We start from the raw sequence: 14,630 nt of genomic DNA on the forward strand, positions 1-14,630 counted from the left end.
CGGGGCGGCGTGTGGGACGATGCGCCCGTGCGCCGCGCCCTGCTGTCCCCGCCTGCCTGCCGTGACCTGCGTGCCCTGAGGGCGGCGGTGGCGGGGCGGGCGGTGCTGGTCACGGGCGCGTCGTCCGGGGTGGGCGCGGCGACGGCGCTGCGGCTGGGCGAGGCGGGGGCGACGGTGCTGCTGCTGGCGCGGCGTGAGGAGCGGCTGCGCGAGGTGGCAGCGCGGATCGGGGCGGCGGGGGGCCGGGCGGTGATGATCCCGGCGGACCTGAGCGACCCGGCGTCGGTGGACGCGGCGGCCCGCGAGGTGCTGAAGGCGGCGCCGGTCCTGGCGGGCGTGGTGAGCAACGCGGGGCGGTCGGTGCGGCGGCGGGCGCTGGACGGCGCGCCGAGGGCAGACCTGGAGCGGCTGCTGGCGGTGAACGCGACGGGTCCGGCGCGGCTGCTGCTGGCACTGCGCCCGGCGCTGGGCCAGTCAGTGGGAGCAGACAGCGTGGTGGTGAACGTGTCGAGCGTGTCCGCGCGGCACGTGGGTGCGCCGCGCTGGGGGGCGTACCAGGGCAGCAAGGCGGCGTTCGACCTGTGGATGCAGGCGGCAGTGGCCGAGTGGCCGGGGGTACGGGGCGCGTCGGTGTACCTGCCGCTGGTGCGCACGCCGATGATCGCCCCGACCCGCGCGTACCGGTTCCTGCCCGCGCTGAGTGCGGCCGAGGCCGCCGAGGCGGTCACGCTGCCGTTCGTGCGGCGGGTGGTGCGGGTCGCGCCGTGGTGGCTGCCGGGCGTAGAGGTCGCGGGCATCGTGTGTCCGGGCCTCCTGGCGCGGGGACTGGCGTGGGCCGAGCGGGTCGAGGCCCGCCTGGAGCGGCGAGCATGAACTGGGCCTGGGAGGCGGTACGGGCGACCGGCGCGCTGGGTGACCGGCCCGGGCGCGCCATCCTGTCACTCGTGCGTTGCCTGGGGCGCGAGGGGCCGACCCTGGCGGGCGTGGTGGCGTGGCAGGCGCGGCGGGGCCCGGAGCGGCTGGCGCTGACGGACGGGGTGGAGCGCCTGACCTACGACGAGTTACAGGCGCGGGTGCAGGAACAGGTGCAGGCGTGGCAGGGCACGCACCCGCCGGGCACCCTGGTGGGGCTGGAGGGTGGAGACGGGCAGGTGGCGTTCGTGGTGGCTCTCCTGGCCGGACTGCGGCTGGGCTGGCGGGTCGTGCCGCTCGCGCCGGGCCCGGGGGAATGGGGCTGGCGTCTCCCCCACCACCCTCTTCCCCACCGGTGGCCGGTCGGGGAGGCTGGGTGCCGCCGCGTGCGGGACGCCCGGTCCTCATGACGTCAGGCAGTTCCGGGGCGCCCCGGCTGGTCCGCCCGGCCGTGCGGCCCGGGGCGGCGCTGCGGGTCGTGGGAGCGCTGCTGGACGCGCTGAAGCCACACCGGGACGCGGCGGTCGTGCTGCCCCTGCCGCTGTGGCACGGGCATGGACTGGCGACCCTGGCCCTGGCGCTGGGGGTGGGGGCGCCGCTGCACCTGCGGGCCGGGGCGTCACCGGAAGCGATCTGGGCCACGCTGGAGGCCGTGGGGGCGGAGGTGCTGGCAGTCGTCCCCACGGTCCTGCACCGACTGCTGGCCGCGCCGGGGAACGCGCCCCGGCTGCGGGTGGTGCTGAGCGGGTCCGCGCTGCTGTCGCCGGAGCTGGCGGCCGCGACCCACGCGCGGCTGGGGGACGTGCTGTTCGATGCGTTCGGCAGCACGGAACTGGGCGTGCTGACCCTGGCGACCCCGGCGGACCTGCGCGACGCGCCGGGGTCGGTGGGTCGGCCCCTGCCCGGCGTGTCCGTGCGGATCGCGCCCGACGGGCGGGTCCTGGCGCGGGGGCTGCTGCGCCGGGGCTGGTACCCGACCGGTGACCTGGGCGTGCTGGACGCCTCGGGGCGATTGACGCTGCGGGGGCGCGCGGACGACCTGATGGTGATCGGCGGGGAGAACGTGTGGCCCGTTCAGCTGGAAGCGGCGCTGGTGGCCGTGCCGGGGATCATCGCGTGCGCGGTCCTGCCGGTGCCGTGCGCCGAGTACGGGCAGCGGCCGGTGGCGTTCGTGGAGGGTGACGTGGACGAGGCGGCGCTGCACGCCTTCGCTCAGTCGCGGTGGCCGCGCCGCCTGAGACCCGTGCGGTGGGTGCTGGGTCCGCTGCCGAGAACGCCGCTGGGCAAGGTGGCGCGCGGCGATCTCCGTTCTGGCCTCGGCTGATCCATCTACAAATGGCTATCTACAGTAAGTGAATAGTTTCACGATTAATCCAGCGCGTGAAATGTTTGTCCCTTCATTTCATCTCCTGTGCGGTAAAATGCCGAAATGATCGCCTACAGCGAGGTCAGTGCCTTCACCGAGACGCCCGGGCACGGCAACCGGGCGGGCGTGGTGCTGGACGCCGCGCACCTCTCCCGGCAGGACATGCAGGCGCTCGCCGAGCTGCTGGGCGCCCCCGAGACCGTGTTCATCACCCGCCGCGAGGGCACCATCGCGCGCGTCCGGTACTTCACGCCCACCCAGGAGGTGGACTTCTGCGGGCACGCCACCATCGCCCTGGGATTCACGCTGGCGCAGGCCGGGCAGTGGCCCGACGGGCAGGACCTCCACCTCGACACGCTGGTGGGCCGCGTGCCGCTGCGCCTGCACAGCGAGGCCGGCGTGCCGCGCCGCGTGTGGATGCGGCAGCCCTCCCCCGCCTACCGCGCCGTGCCCGCCCCGCTGCGCGCCGATCTGGCCGAGGCGCTGGGCATCGACCACCGCATGATCCACCGCGGCCTGCCGCTGGCCGCTGCCAGTACGGGCCTCTGGAGCGTGTTCGTGCCGCTGCTGGACGCCGTGATCCTGGACGGACTGGAACCGGACCTGACGCGCGTCCACGCGCTGAGCGACGCGCTGGGCGTGGGCAGCATCTACGCGTACGCGCCGATGGGCGTAAACCGCTTCGCCGCGCGGGACTTCGCGCCCGCCTTGGGCATCCCCGAGGACCCCGTGACCGGCAGCGCGGGAGGCGCGCTGATGGCGCTGCTGGCCAGTCAGGGCCGCCTGCCGGTGCGGGGTGAACGCGCCTGCGGCCTCGTGTACCAGGGGCACGCGCTGGGCACACCGGGCGAGGTCGAGGTCGAACTGGAGCTCGACGGGCAGCGCGTCACGAAGGTGCATGTGGGCGGCTGCGCCACCGTGGAACGCGAGGGCGTCTGGTCGCCCCCCACGCCCGCCACCCGCTGAAGGAAACCTGCACGACCCGGCACCCCCCTGACAGGCGGGGTCTATCATTCCCGGATGCTTGGACTGATCTGTGTGGATGTGGACGGCACCCTGGTGGGCACCGGGAACCTCGTGCGGGACGACGTGTGGGCCGCGCTGGCCGACGCCCGCGCGCGCGGCGTGCGGATCGCGCTGTGCAGCGGCCGCCCCGCCATCGGCAACGCCCGCGCGTACGCCGAGCGGCTCGACCCGGACGGCTGGCACGTCTTCCAGAACGGCGCGAGCATCGTGAACGTGGGCAGCGGCGCCAGCCTGTCCGAAGCCATTCCCGAGGATGGATTAAAGCTGCTGATCGACCGCGCCGCGCAGACGGACCGGCTGCTGGAGGTCTACACCGACCTGGAGTTCGCCATCACGAAACCCGGTGACCTCGCCGAGCGGCACGCGGCGCTGCTGGGCGTCCCGTACGAGGCCCGCACGCCCGGCAGCCTGGACGGCACGGTCGTCCGCGCGCAGTGGGTCGTGCCCCGCGCCGAGGAAGGCGCGGTCGTCGCCGAACCGCACCCCGGCATGGACCTGCACCCGGCGGGCAGCCCGGTCATGCCGGACGCGATGTTCATCAGCGTCACGCGCGCCGGGATCAGCAAGGGCGCGGCGGTGCAGCGCGTCGCGGCGCAGTACGGCCTGAGCATGGACCGCGTGATGATGGTCGGGGACGGCGAGAACGACGTGACCGCCCTGCGCGTCGTCGGCCACCCGGTCGCCATGGGGAACGCCGACGCACCGGCCGTTGCCGCCAGCCGTTACCGCGTCGCGCACGTGGACGAGGGCGGCCTGCGGGAAGCGGTCGAACTGGCCCTGACCCTCTGACCGCATGACCTTCGACACGCTGGACCTGCGCTGGGAATCTTGGGACGGCGAGGAGGACACGGTGCTGATCCTCGTGAACGGCACGCCCCTGGTGGAACTCGTGCGCCCCTGGGAAGACGTGGCCGCGCAGGCGACCGGGGAGCGGTCCCTGGCGGGCAGTTACGCCGGACTGCCCGCCGGATTCGCAGCGGAGATTCAGACGGCGTGGCTGGGTGGGTCCGGCGAACGGGTCACCCTGCTGGGCTGCGAGTGCGGCGAGCCCGGGTGCTGGCCGCTGCTGGCCCGCATCGAGATGGATGGGCAGGCGGTCCGCTGGCTCGACTTCCAGCAGCCCTACCGGGCGCAGAAGGAGACCGACCCGCTAAACCCGAATCGCCCACCGACGCCATTCTGGTCGTATGAGGGATTCGGGCCGTTCGTGTTCGAGCGGGCGGCGTACACGCGGGCAGTGCGGTCGCTGACACGGGCCTCCACCGATTCTTGATCTCCCCCGCCGGGCCCGCGCCGGGCGTGGCAGGCTGGGGGCATGCTGGAGCTGGTGAAGGGCTGGACGGAGATCGTGGCGACCGGGGTGGAGGTCGCGGCGGCCCTGATCATCGCGCTGGCGGCGCTGCTGGCACTGATCCGGGCGCTGGTGGCGTTCGTGCGGCCCTCGGCGCAACCGGACGCGCAGAAGGAGTCGCTGCGGCTGGAACTGGGCCGCTGGCTGGCGGTGGCGCTGGAGTTCACGCTCGCGGCGGACATCCTGCGCACGGCGATCGCGCCGTCGTGGGACGATATCGGGAAGCTGGCGGCCATCGCGGCGCTGCGGACGCTGCTGAACTTCTTCCTGCAGCGCGAGATCGACGGGCACCGCGCGCGGGGGCCGAGGCGGAGGCGGCCTCGCGGGATGGGGCGGTCAGCCCAGGAACAGCCGGGCGCTGACGAGCAGGACGATCAGGCCGTACATCCATTTCACGAAGGCGCTGCCGCGCAGCATCGCCATGCGCGCGCCCAGCGTGGCGCCCAGGGCGTTGGCCACGCCCATCGGCAGGCCGATCCACCAGACCATCTGCCCGCCGATCAGGAAGAACGTGAACGCGCCGAGGTTCGTGGCGAAGTTCAGGGTGCGGGCGTTCCCGCTGGCGCGCACGAGGTTGAAGCCCGCCAGGGCGAAGAGGAACATGGCGAACGTGCCGGTGCCGGGGCCCAGGAAGCCGTCGTACACGCCGATGATGAAGGTGCCGGGCAGGGTGAGGGCCAGGGTGCGGGCGGTGAGGCCGGGGTAGCGGTCCTCCAGCCCGAAGGATTTGTTGGCCAGGACGAGCGCGCCGACGCCCAGGATAACCACGCCGACCAGCGTTCGGAACGCGTCGGGGTTCACGAAGTGCACGAGGTACGCGCCGGTGGCGCTGCCCAGCAGGGCCAGGGGAATCAGGCGCACGACGAGCGCGCGGTCCACGTGCCCTTTGCGCCAGTACTGCACGGTGGCGCTGCCAGACCCGAAGATCGCCAGGAGTTTGTTCGTGGCGACGACCTGCGCGGGGCTCAGGCCCATGAAGAACAGGGTCGGGAGGGTGATGGTGCCGCCGCCCCCGGCGACCGCATCGATGAAGCCCGCGAGGAAGGCGAGGGGCAGGCCGTACAGCAGGACTTCGGGACCGGGCACCGGCACAGCGTAGCGAACGCGCCTGTGGTCGCGTCCCCGTGCGGGGGACGTTAAGCAGGGTGCTCGGGGTGCGGGGAGGGGCGTGCTAGCCTCCGCGTCATGAGTGCCGCTTCACCGTCCGCCCCTGGCCCGCTGTTCGAGACCGCCGTGGTGGCGGGCGTGGGGCTGATCGGCGGGAGTGTCGCGCTGGGGCTGCGGCAGCGGCTGCTGGCGCGGCGCGTGATCGGCCTGGACGCCAGCCCCGAGGTGCTGCGCGAGGCCGAGGCGCTGGGCGTCGTGGACGAAGTGCGCGCCGCGCCCGGCGAGTGGCTGCGCGGCGCGGATCTGGTGGTGCTGGCCGCGCCGATGCGGGCGCTGGCGCCGCTGGCGCGCGAGCTGGCGCCGTTCCTGAACCCGGCGGCGCTGGTGACGGACGTGGGCAGCGTGAAGGGCGGCATCGCCGCCGAGATGGAGCGGCTGGGCGTGCGGCACTTCGTGGCGGGGCACCCCATGGCGGGCAGTGAGCGGGGCGGCGTGACGCACGCGCGCGCGGCGCTGCTGGAGAACGCCGTGTGGGTCCTGACGCCCACCGACCACACGCCGCTGACGGCCCTGAGTAGGGCCCGGACGCTGGTCGAGGAACTGGGGGCCGCGCCGGTCGTGATGCCGCCGGACGCGCACGACGCGCTGGTCGCCACGATCAGTCACCTCCCGTACCTCGCGAGTCTGGCCCTGACGCACATGGTCGCGCGGGACGAGCGGCTGAGCCTGCTCGCGGCGGGCGGCTTCCGGGACCTGACGCGCGTGGCGAGCGGCGACCCGCGCATGAGCCGCGACATGGTCGTGGAGAACAAGGGTGCACTGCGCGAGGCCCTGACCCGCTTCCGGCGGCAGCTGGAACGCCTGGAAGCCGATCTGGACGAACCCGAGGAGCTGCTGAACGCCGCGCGCGAGGGCAAGCGGACGCGCGACAGCCTGCCGATCGTGCGGCGCAGCCTGCTGCCGCAGCGGCACGATCTGGTCGTGGCGGTGCCTGACAGGCCGAACCAGATCGGGGCCGTGACGCAGGCGCTGGGCGCGGCGGGCGTGAACATCAAGGACATCGAGGTGCTGGCGATCCGCGAGGACGGCGGCGCGATCCGCCTGGGCCTGGAAACCCCGGAGGACGTGGCGAGTGCGGCGGCGATCCTGCAGGCGGCGGGGTTCGAGGTGCGCGGACGCGGCTGACCGGTCCTGCGGCTGGTGGGCGTTCACGCAGTCTTGATGGGCGCGGGGTAGGGTGAGGGGATTGTGACGGACGCTGACCCTGCTTCACCCGCCCCGCCGAGCGGCAACCTGACGGCCATCGACATGTTCCGGGGCCTGACGATCATCGAGGTCGTCGCGCACCACTCGACCGGCGTGATGCTGCGCTACCTCGACCCGGCCTCGACGGCTCACCTGTACACCCTGATCCTGAACCGCACGCTGCACTTCGCGGTGCCGGCGTTCGTGTTCCTGTCGGCGGTGGTGCTCACCCGCAGCCTGCTCAAACGCTTCAAGCCCCGCAAGTACTTCTGGCGGCGGCTGACGCGCGGCGGCTGGCCGTACCTGCTCTGGAGCGCGCTGTACGCCCTGTGGTACGTGTGGACCGACCAGCGCCTCCCCGAGACCCTGACCGACCCGCAGCGGTGGCGCGACTGGCTGCTGTACGGCAAGGCCAGTTATCACCTGTACTTCCTGCTCGTGGCGCTGGAGGTGTACGTGGTGCTGCCGCTCATGCTGCCGCTGGCGCGGCGGAAACCCAGCATCACGGCGGCGCTGATCTTCGGGGCGGCGTTGCAGCTGGGCCTGTACCTGCTGAACCGCGAGGTGCTGCGCCTGCCGTTCCCGGCGAGCACGGTGCTGTGGTACATGCTGCCCATCACGCTGGGCGTGGCGGTCGGCGCGCGCCTGGACGAGTTCCCGGCGTGGTGGCGGCGCAGGCGCTGGGTGCTGCTGCCCGTCCTGACGCTGGCGTTCAGCCTGTACCTGCCCGAGGCGCTGGCGTACGCGCGCGGCGAGCGGGTCACGCCGGTCGTGTACTCGGGCCTGTCGTGGGTCTACACCAGCCTGACCGCGCTGGCGCTGCTGGGGCTGGCGTTCCGGGTGCAGCGCAGCGCGTCCACCGTGCGCCTGACCGTGGCGCTGCTGGGCACCGTGAGCCTGCAGGTGTACCTGATCCACCCGGCGCTGCTGCAGGCGCTGGAACGCTGGGACGCGCCGCAGGGCGCGCCGTGGCAGGTGGCGCTGACCATGCTGGGGTACTTCCTGCTGGCGCTGGGCATCCCGGCGCTGCTGGGCCGGGCGCTGCTGAACACCCGCCTGAGCACGTGGCTGTTCGGCCGGTGAGGGCGCTCTCAGCCGCGCGGCGGCCCGGGACGCTACAGTGCCGCGCTGTGAGGCATGTTCGGGCGGCGGCAGTGGTGGCAGGGTTGATCTGGTCGGGGGCGCAGGCGATGGTGAGCGGCCCGCAGGTGGCCGGGCAGCCGGGGCAGCCCCTGCACCACGCGGCCGTGCCGGCGGGCGTGTGGGTGCCGGTGGGCAGCGGCGAGGCCCTCTCGCTGCTGCGCGTGCCCCGCTCGTGCGCGCAGGCGTGCGGGCTGGTGGTCGTGTCGCATCCGCGCGGGCAGTCGGCAGCGCACCTGCGCGACAGCGCGAGCGTCTCGGTGCTCACGTCCGCGCTGATTCACGCGGGCTTCGCGGTGCTGCTCTCCGGGGACGGCGGCCCGACGAGCTGGGGCAGCCCGGCGGGGCTGGCGGCGCTGGGGCAGGTGCACGCGCAGGCCACCGACCTGTTCCCGTGGTCGGGACGCACGTACGCGCTGGGCCTGAGCATGGGCGGCCTGATGGCGCTGCGCTCGGCGCTGCCCGGCGCGCCGTACCCGGTCGAGGGAGTGGCCCTGATCGACGGGTGGGTGGACCTGCGCGTCGCGTGGGGGTCGGCCCTGTCCCGCCGCGAGGAGATCGGGGCGGCGTACGGGCTGCCCGACCCCCCGGAGGACCTGAACCCGGCGTGGCTGGCCCGGACGTGGGGGCCGCGGCCGCTGCTGGTGTTCGGCAGTCCGGACGACCGCACCGTGCCGTTCGGGCGCAACGGCGAGGCGCTGTGGGCGGAAGCCGGCGAGCCGGACCTGGGCGGGCTGGTGCGCCTGAGTGGCGGGCACCTGGGCGGCAACCGCTTCACGCCGGACGTGGCGCGCCAGATCGCGGCCTTCTACCGCGTGCTGGAGCGCCGCCGATGAGGCGGGGCCGGACGCCGCGTGCTGGAGTGTTCGCCGCCCGCCATTTGGCGGGGCAGGATGTGAAAGACTTTACGCCAGTGAATGACGTGTCGGCTGCCCTGACTCCCGCGGCATTGACCGACCGCTCGGTCCTCAGCGAGCGGTCGGGCGTGCGCTGTGAGTCGGCCTGCTGGGCGGGCCGCCCGGTATTCCTCAAGACGCTGGTCTTCGATGACCCGGACACGCGCGCCCGCTTCGAGCACGAGGGCAGCGTGGCGCGCAGCGTGCGCCACCCGCTGATCGTGTCCCCGGTCGCGCAGTCGCGCGACACGCTGGTCTTTCCGCTGGTGGACGGCGTGACGCTGCGTGACCGGCTCGACCAGGGCCCCCTGGCGCCAGACGAGGCGACGCTCGTCGCGGGCGGCGTGCTGGCGGCCGTGGCGGCCCTGCACGCGGGGGGGTCACGCACCACGACCTGAAGCCCGAGAACGTGATGCTCGACGGGGGGCGCGCGGCCTTCGACGCGGTGCGGGTGATCGACTTCGGCATGAGCCACTCGGTGCATCTGCCGCTGGACATCCACAGCGGCACGCGCATGGGCACGCCGCACTTCATGGCCCCCGAGCAGTTCCTGGGCGTGCGGGGCGACCCGCGCAGCGACCTGTACTCGGTCGGGGTGCTGCTGTTCGACTGTCTGGCGGGCGGCCCGCCCTTCGAGGACGCCTTCGGCTGGCTGGCGGGCCTGAACGAGTGCCGCGCGGCGCTGCCCGGCCCGGAAGCGCTGCACGGTCTGCTGGGGCAGTGCCTCAGCCGGGAGCGCGAGCGGCGCCCGGCCTCTGCCCCGGCGCTGTACGCGGAACTGAGCGGCGCGCGGGAGGCGCTGGGCCTGAGTCCGCTGCCCGAGCTGTCGGCCTGGACGGGCGAATGCCCCTGATCGCGTTCACCGGCAACCGGTTCCTGGCCGACGAGACCCTGCGGGACACGCTGCGGGCCCGGGGCCTGGACGCCCGGGCGCTGCCGCGCGTGGCGGGCGAGGACGTCACGGCGGACGCCCTGGGCCCGCATCTCAGCCCCGGCCTGTTCGGGGACGGCGGCGTGATCGTGGACCTAGAGGGCGTGAAACCCGACAAGGCCCTGCTGGAGCTGCTGGCCGGGGCGGCCGTGACGGTCGCGGTGCTCGACGAGTCGCCGCCCACCACGCGGCTGAAGGTCTACGAGGGCCGGGGCGAGGTTGTGCCCTCGCCCGCACCGGCCAAGACCGGGGACGTGGCGGGGTGGGTGACGGGACGGGCGAAGAAGGCGAAGCTGGCCCTGGACCGGGACGCCAGTCTGTACCTCGCGGAGGTCTTCGGCGCGGATCTGGCGGGCATCGCCGGGGAGCTGAACAAGCTGGCGCTGCTTGACGGCCCGTTCACGCGCGAGAGCGTGCGGCGCGTGGTGGGCCGCGAACCGCCGGGGGACAGTTTCGCGATGCTGGGCGCGGCCACCACCGGCCGCCCGGGCGAGGCGGTCACGCAGCTGCGGCGCCTGCTGGCGAGCGGCGAGGACCCCTTCAAGCTGATGGGCGCGGTCGTGTGGCAGTACTCGCTGGTGGCGCGCTGCGTGGCCCTCCAGCAGGAGGGCGGGCGGATCACCGAGCAGGTCGCGGCGCAGCGGCTGGGCGTCAAGCCGTACCCGGCCAAGAAGGCGCTGGAGGTGGCCCGCCGCCTGAACGAGGCGAAGATCCGCACCCACCTGGGCCGCATCCTGGACGCGGATCTGGCCATGAAACGCGGTCTGGACGCCAGCGTGGCGCTGGAGCGCCTGATCGTGCAGCTCAGTGTGTAGGGCCAGCGCAGTGTGTAGGGCAGAGAATGGCTAGGCCGCTGCTGCGTGAGACCGAGTCGGGGCGCGTGCAGGGCCGCGCGCTGCTCGTCCGGGACGAGGTGGCGCTGGCGTGGCTGGGCGTGCCGTACGCCGCGCCGGCGGCGGGCGCGGGCCGCTTCGCGCCGCCGCAGCCGCATCCGGGCTGGGCCGGCGTGCGGGACGCCACACGACCCGCGCCGGACGTGCTGCAACCGCTGGACCCGTCGGTGACGCTGCGGCCCTCCGCCGAGGGGAGTCTGGTCGTCAACATCTGGGCGCCGGCTGCGCCCGGCCCGCATCCGGTGCTGGTGTGGTTCCACGGGGGCGCGTTCCGCGCCGGCAGCGGCCGGCTGTACGACGGGCGCGAGTACGCTGCGCGCCGGGGCGTGGTGGTCGTGACCGTGAACTCGCGGCTGGGGCCGCTGGGCTACGCGGATTTCGCCGGGCTGTTCGGGGATGAGCGCTTCGCGGTGAACGCCGGGTATCTCGATCAGCGCGCGGCCCTGGGCTGGGTGGCGCGCAACGTCGCGGCGTTCGGCGGCGATCCGGCGCGCGTGACCGTTGCCGGGGAGTCGGCGGGCGCCGTGAGCGTGAACCTGCTGCTGCGTGACCCCGCCGCGCGGGGCCTGTTCGCCGGGGCAGCCGCGCAGAGCGGCGGCGTCAATCAGATGTCCGAGCGGGACAACAGTGTGGAACTCGCGGCGGCCTACGCCCGGGCGCTGGGCGTCACGGCCGCCACCCGCGACCGCCTGTGGACGCTGCCCGCGTCGGCGTTCGTGCGCAGCCTGCACCGGCTCGAACAGGTGCGGTCGCGGCGGCTGAACTCCCGGCCCACCCTGGACGGCGCGGTGCTGCCCGGCAGCGTCGCCGAGCTGCTGGCCCGCCCGGCTGCGCCCGTGCCGCTGCTGGCAGGTGCGAACCGCGACGAGTACGCCCTGTTCGTGAAACTGCCCGACCGGGTGTTTCCCCGCACCGACCGGGCGCTGCTGGCGCGGGTCCTGACCGCCTCCGCAGGGCCGGAGCGGGCCGCAGCGGTGCTGGCCGCCTACCCGGACGACCCGGACGGGCTGGTGGCGCTGGGCACGGATCTGTTCTTCCACGCGGCGAACGACGCGCTGCTGCGCGCCCACCCGGCTCCAGCGTTCCGCTACCGCTTCGACTGGGGCACGCGCTTTTTCGACCTGGGCGCCGCGCACGGCCTGGAACTGCTGTTCCTGTGGCCGTCCCCGATGGGCCTGTCGTCGGGCGTGCTCCGGGGCGGGAACGGGGCAGCCCGCGCCCAGCTGGCAGACGCCATGCAGGCCAGCTGGGCGCGCTTCATCCACTGCGGCCACCCCGGGCGGACTGGGCCCCGTGGACGCCGGACCGGCCGCAGGTCACGCGGCTCGACCTGGACGGCCTGACCGTCACGGACGCCGGCGAGCGGGACCGCCTGACGCGCTGGCAGGGCCTGCTGCCCCTGATGCCCTAGGCGGGGGCCGGGCGGGTAGAGTGGCCGGGTGAAACGCCGGTTCCTCGCCCTGCCCACCCTGGTCCTCCTCGCCGCGTGGGGCTGGCGCTGGTCGGGGCTGGGGTCGCTGCGCCGCGCCCGGTCCGCGCAGGCCGGCCTGGGGCTGATCTTCGAGGGCGGCCCGCATCCGCAGGTGACCCCCGCGCTGCTCGCGGCCCTGGCCGGGGCGGACGTGCAGGCCACCTTCGCGCTCGACGCCCCAGGCGTGACCCGGCACCCCACGCTGACCCGTGAGATCCAGAGCCGGGGCACGACGTGGCCGCGCGCGCGCCCGCCAGTCCGTGGCCGTGGGCAGTGTCGCGGGGTGGGCGGCAGGCCGCCGCCGCCCTCCGCACGCTCCTGGGGCGGGAACCGGTGGGTATCAGTGTGGGTGGATCGCCGGCCCTGCCCGGCTGGCTGGGCGCGTTCCGGGCGGGCGGGCCGGTCGTGGCCGGCCAGGGCGGCCTCTCGGCGACCGGCGCACTGACCGGCGTGCGGCCGGGGGCGCTCCTCCACCTGAGCGGCACGGATCCGCAGCTGGCGGACCGGCTGCCCGGACTGCTCGCGGACCTGCGGGCGCGCGAGTTCGAGGTGCGGCCCCTGCGCGGGTTGCGGGGCCTGCGGCCCGAACGCCCCCGTGACCTCCCCGCCACGGCGCTGCAGGAGGTGGACGTCTGGTACGACCGGCTGGGCCGGATCCGCCGGGTCGGGAACCGGGCCAGCAGTCTCTTCCGGGCCGGGGCGGCGCCCTACCCGCTGGCCGACCTGCCGCTGCGTGAGGGGGCGCCGTGCACCGGGGAGAGCGGCTGGTCGAGTTCCACCTCGACAGCGCCCGCCTGACCGAACTGGCCGAGCGGCCGGTGGCGGGGCGGCGGATCGTGACGGCCTCGGTGCGGGATCTGGCGCGGGCGCTGCGGGACGACCCCGCCCTGAACACCTTCCCGGCCGTGTTCAGCATCAGCATCTTCTCGGACGTGCTGGGCCTGTACGGCTTCACGGTGGTGGAGCTGCCGCCCGCGCACCGCCGCCGCCTGACGTGGTGGTCCCGGGTGATCCGCCGCGCGTACGGCGTGTCCGATCCGAGCAAGCAGCACGTGCCGAAACTGGCGGTCATGTCGCGGGCGGCCTTCGTGGCCCGGCACGCCCGCGACTGAGCCGGTCAGCTGTCCGCCGCGTCCGCGCCCTGGTGAGCGGCGACCTGATCCCAGCGCCACTCGCCGGTCAGGGCCATGGCGTGCAGGCGGGAGCGCAGGGCGGCGTGGGTGTGCAGGAACTCGCGGAAATCCTCGTCGGGGCTCAGGGCCAGCCCCGCCTCGCGCAGGGGGATCAAGTCGGGCGGTGGGGGCACGGCCGCGTCGCGCAGGGCCGGGTGGCGGGCCTGGGTGCGCTCGAAGGTGCGGCTCAGGCTGTCCACGCTGGCCAGGGCCCGGCGCAGGCCCGGGGGATTCTGCCCCGGCAGGGCGCCCTGGATGATCAGCAGCGCCTCGCCCAGCGCGGGGAGGTGCAGGTCCAGGGCGTCCTGCCGGTCGTGGTCGTGAAAGCGGTGCAGGTACGGGGAGTTCAGGTGCGTGGCGTCCAGCCGGTTCAGGAGGGGTTGCAGGTCGGCGGTGAGGCTGCGCAGCCCGTGGTCGTGATCGTGCACCGCGTTCACGATCAGCGCCTGCGCGCCGGGGCCCGCGCGGTGCAGCAGCAGGGCCAGTTCACGCCGCTCGCCGCGCGCCTGCGCGACCGGCACCACGAAGGTGATCGCGAAGGTCAGCAGGAAAAAGCCGTTGATGGCGGCCACGTCGGTCATCACCCGCCAGAACGGCTCCGGGGCGACGATCTCCCCCAGCCCCAGGGTGCTCAGGGTGTACCCCACAAAATAGAAACTCGCGACGAACGTGGCGGGCTGTCCGCTCTCCGCGCCGACCAGCGCGCCGGGCTGCGACCAGAAGATCAGCGTCCACCCCAGCCAGGTCAGCAGCGTCCACGCGGTCAGGGTGCCGGTGATCAGCAGGGGGGCCGCCCAGGAGAGCAGGGCGCGCCGGCCGGTCAGGTGCGCGGCGGCGCGCAGGGCGCTGTACAGCGGGCGGTGAATGCGGTGGCTGAGCCGGCCCTCGCCCGTCTGGATACAGGTGACGATCAGGTCGAGCAGCGCGGCCACGACCATCAGCGCGCCGGGGAGCCACAGCAGCGACCTCAACATGCGCGGCATTCTCGCGCGCCGCCGCGACCCCGGTGATGGCGGGCAGGTAAAGACCTCTCCACGTTGCGCGGCGGGCCCAGTGACCGCGGGTCCAGTGCCCGTCGTGGTCCAGGACAGGCGGCGCCGGTCACCACGCCCCGGCGCTC

The 14,630-nt window shown here is 74.2% G+C and carries 17 protein-coding genes and 1 pseudogene; 16 read left to right on the forward strand and 2 right to left on the reverse strand.

The window, feature by feature from the left end; genetic code table 11:
• The first annotated feature begins 27 nt into the window (after positions 1-27).
• The 7 genes and pseudogenes from AUC44_RS08055 to AUC44_RS16170 form a co-directional block, all read left to right on the forward strand.
• Positions 28-873: an SDR family NAD(P)-dependent oxidoreductase gene (locus AUC44_RS08055; RefSeq protein ID WP_231724389.1), complete on the forward strand. Its 846-nt coding sequence runs from the start codon at positions 28-30 to the stop codon at positions 871-873.
• Entirely contained in the window at positions 870-1,322 is a 453-nt protein-coding gene (locus AUC44_RS08060; RefSeq protein WP_157445237.1) for an AMP-binding protein, read from the forward strand. The genes AUC44_RS08055 and AUC44_RS08060 overlap by 4 nt, the downstream gene beginning before the upstream one ends.
• Positions 1,319-2,236, forward strand: a complete 918-nt coding sequence (locus tag AUC44_RS17235; protein ID WP_062158169.1) for a class I adenylate-forming enzyme family protein — start codon at positions 1,319-1,321, stop codon at positions 2,234-2,236. Before AUC44_RS08060 ends, AUC44_RS17235 begins: the two co-directional genes overlap by 4 nt.
• Before the next feature lie 105 nt (positions 2,237-2,341).
• A complete protein-coding gene (locus AUC44_RS08070) occupies positions 2,342-3,244 on the forward strand; it encodes a PhzF family phenazine biosynthesis isomerase (RefSeq protein ID WP_062158170.1) in 903 nt (300 codons plus the stop codon).
• Between the two features lie 54 nt (positions 3,245-3,298).
• The gene (locus AUC44_RS08075; protein WP_062158171.1) at positions 3,299-4,093 is read left to right on the forward strand and encodes a Cof-type HAD-IIB family hydrolase; all 795 of its coding nucleotides are present in this window, start codon (positions 3,299-3,301) and stop codon (positions 4,091-4,093) included.
• A 4-nt stretch (positions 4,094-4,097) separates the two neighbouring features.
• On the forward strand, positions 4,098-4,577 hold the full coding sequence (locus AUC44_RS08080; protein WP_062158172.1) for a hypothetical protein: 480 nt from the start codon (positions 4,098-4,100) through the stop codon (positions 4,575-4,577).
• A 42-nt stretch (positions 4,578-4,619) separates the two neighbouring features.
• Positions 4,620-4,877: pseudogene (locus AUC44_RS16170) on the forward strand (DUF1622 domain-containing protein); the annotation flags it as partial.
• A 114-nt stretch (positions 4,878-4,991) separates the two neighbouring features.
• Here AUC44_RS16170 and AUC44_RS08085 read toward each other — a convergent pair.
• Positions 4,992-5,741 (reverse strand): TSUP family transporter, encoded by a 750-nt coding sequence (locus AUC44_RS08085; RefSeq protein WP_062158173.1) that lies wholly within the window; start codon positions 5,739-5,741, stop codon positions 4,992-4,994.
• Positions 5,742-5,840: 99 nt separating this feature from the next.
• Here AUC44_RS08085 and AUC44_RS08090 point away from each other — a divergent pair, with 99 nt between their 5' ends.
• The 9 genes from AUC44_RS08090 (at position 5,841) to AUC44_RS08125 (ending at position 13,450) form a co-directional block, all read left to right on the forward strand.
• Positions 5,841-6,947 carry a prephenate dehydrogenase gene (locus tag AUC44_RS08090; protein ID WP_062158174.1) on the forward strand — a complete coding sequence of 369 codons (1,107 nt, stop codon included), beginning with the start codon at positions 5,841-5,843 and terminating at the stop codon, positions 6,945-6,947.
• Between the two features lie 63 nt (positions 6,948-7,010).
• Complete coding sequence (locus tag AUC44_RS08095; protein WP_062158175.1) at positions 7,011-8,090, forward strand: acyltransferase; 1,080 nt, start codon at positions 7,011-7,013, stop codon at positions 8,088-8,090.
• 74 nt (positions 8,091-8,164) lie between these two features.
• On the forward strand, positions 8,165-8,983 hold the full coding sequence (locus AUC44_RS08100; RefSeq protein WP_231724390.1) for an alpha/beta hydrolase family protein: 819 nt from the start codon (positions 8,165-8,167) through the stop codon (positions 8,981-8,983).
• A 77-nt stretch (positions 8,984-9,060) separates the two neighbouring features.
• Entirely contained in the window at positions 9,061-9,441 is a 381-nt protein-coding gene (locus tag AUC44_RS17290; RefSeq protein WP_335338654.1) for a protein kinase family protein, read from the forward strand.
• 14 nt (positions 9,442-9,455) lie between these two features.
• Entirely contained in the window at positions 9,456-9,896 is a 441-nt protein-coding gene (locus AUC44_RS17295; RefSeq protein ID WP_335338655.1) for a protein kinase domain-containing protein, read from the forward strand.
• Positions 9,887-10,789: a DNA polymerase III subunit delta gene (gene holA / locus AUC44_RS08110; RefSeq protein ID WP_062158176.1), complete on the forward strand. Its 903-nt coding sequence runs from the start codon at positions 9,887-9,889 to the stop codon at positions 10,787-10,789. The genes AUC44_RS17295 and holA overlap by 10 nt, the downstream gene beginning before the upstream one ends.
• A gap of 26 nt (positions 10,790-10,815) precedes the next feature.
• Positions 10,816-12,210 carry a carboxylesterase/lipase family protein gene (locus AUC44_RS08115; RefSeq protein WP_082688993.1) on the forward strand — a complete coding sequence of 465 codons (1,395 nt, stop codon included), beginning with the start codon at positions 10,816-10,818 and terminating at the stop codon, positions 12,208-12,210.
• Between the two features lie 362 nt (positions 12,211-12,572).
• Complete coding sequence (locus AUC44_RS08120; RefSeq protein WP_062158178.1) at positions 12,573-13,136, forward strand: hypothetical protein; 564 nt, start codon at positions 12,573-12,575, stop codon at positions 13,134-13,136.
• Positions 13,085-13,450: a YkoP family protein gene (locus AUC44_RS08125; RefSeq protein WP_062158179.1), complete on the forward strand. Its 366-nt coding sequence runs from the start codon at positions 13,085-13,087 to the stop codon at positions 13,448-13,450. The genes AUC44_RS08120 and AUC44_RS08125 overlap by 52 nt, the downstream gene beginning before the upstream one ends.
• 5 nt (positions 13,451-13,455) lie before the next feature.
• On the opposite strand, the gene AUC44_RS08130 is transcribed toward AUC44_RS08125, so the two are convergent.
• Positions 13,456-14,484, reverse strand: coding sequence for a potassium channel family protein (locus tag AUC44_RS08130; RefSeq protein WP_157445239.1), 1,029 nt, complete (start codon positions 14,482-14,484; stop codon positions 13,456-13,458).
• Between the last annotated feature and the right edge of the window lie 146 nt (positions 14,485-14,630).

It is taken from the genome of Deinococcus actinosclerus (assembly GCF_001507665.1).
In the GTDB taxonomy this organism is placed as follows: domain Bacteria; phylum Deinococcota; class Deinococci; order Deinococcales; family Deinococcaceae; genus Deinococcus; species Deinococcus actinosclerus.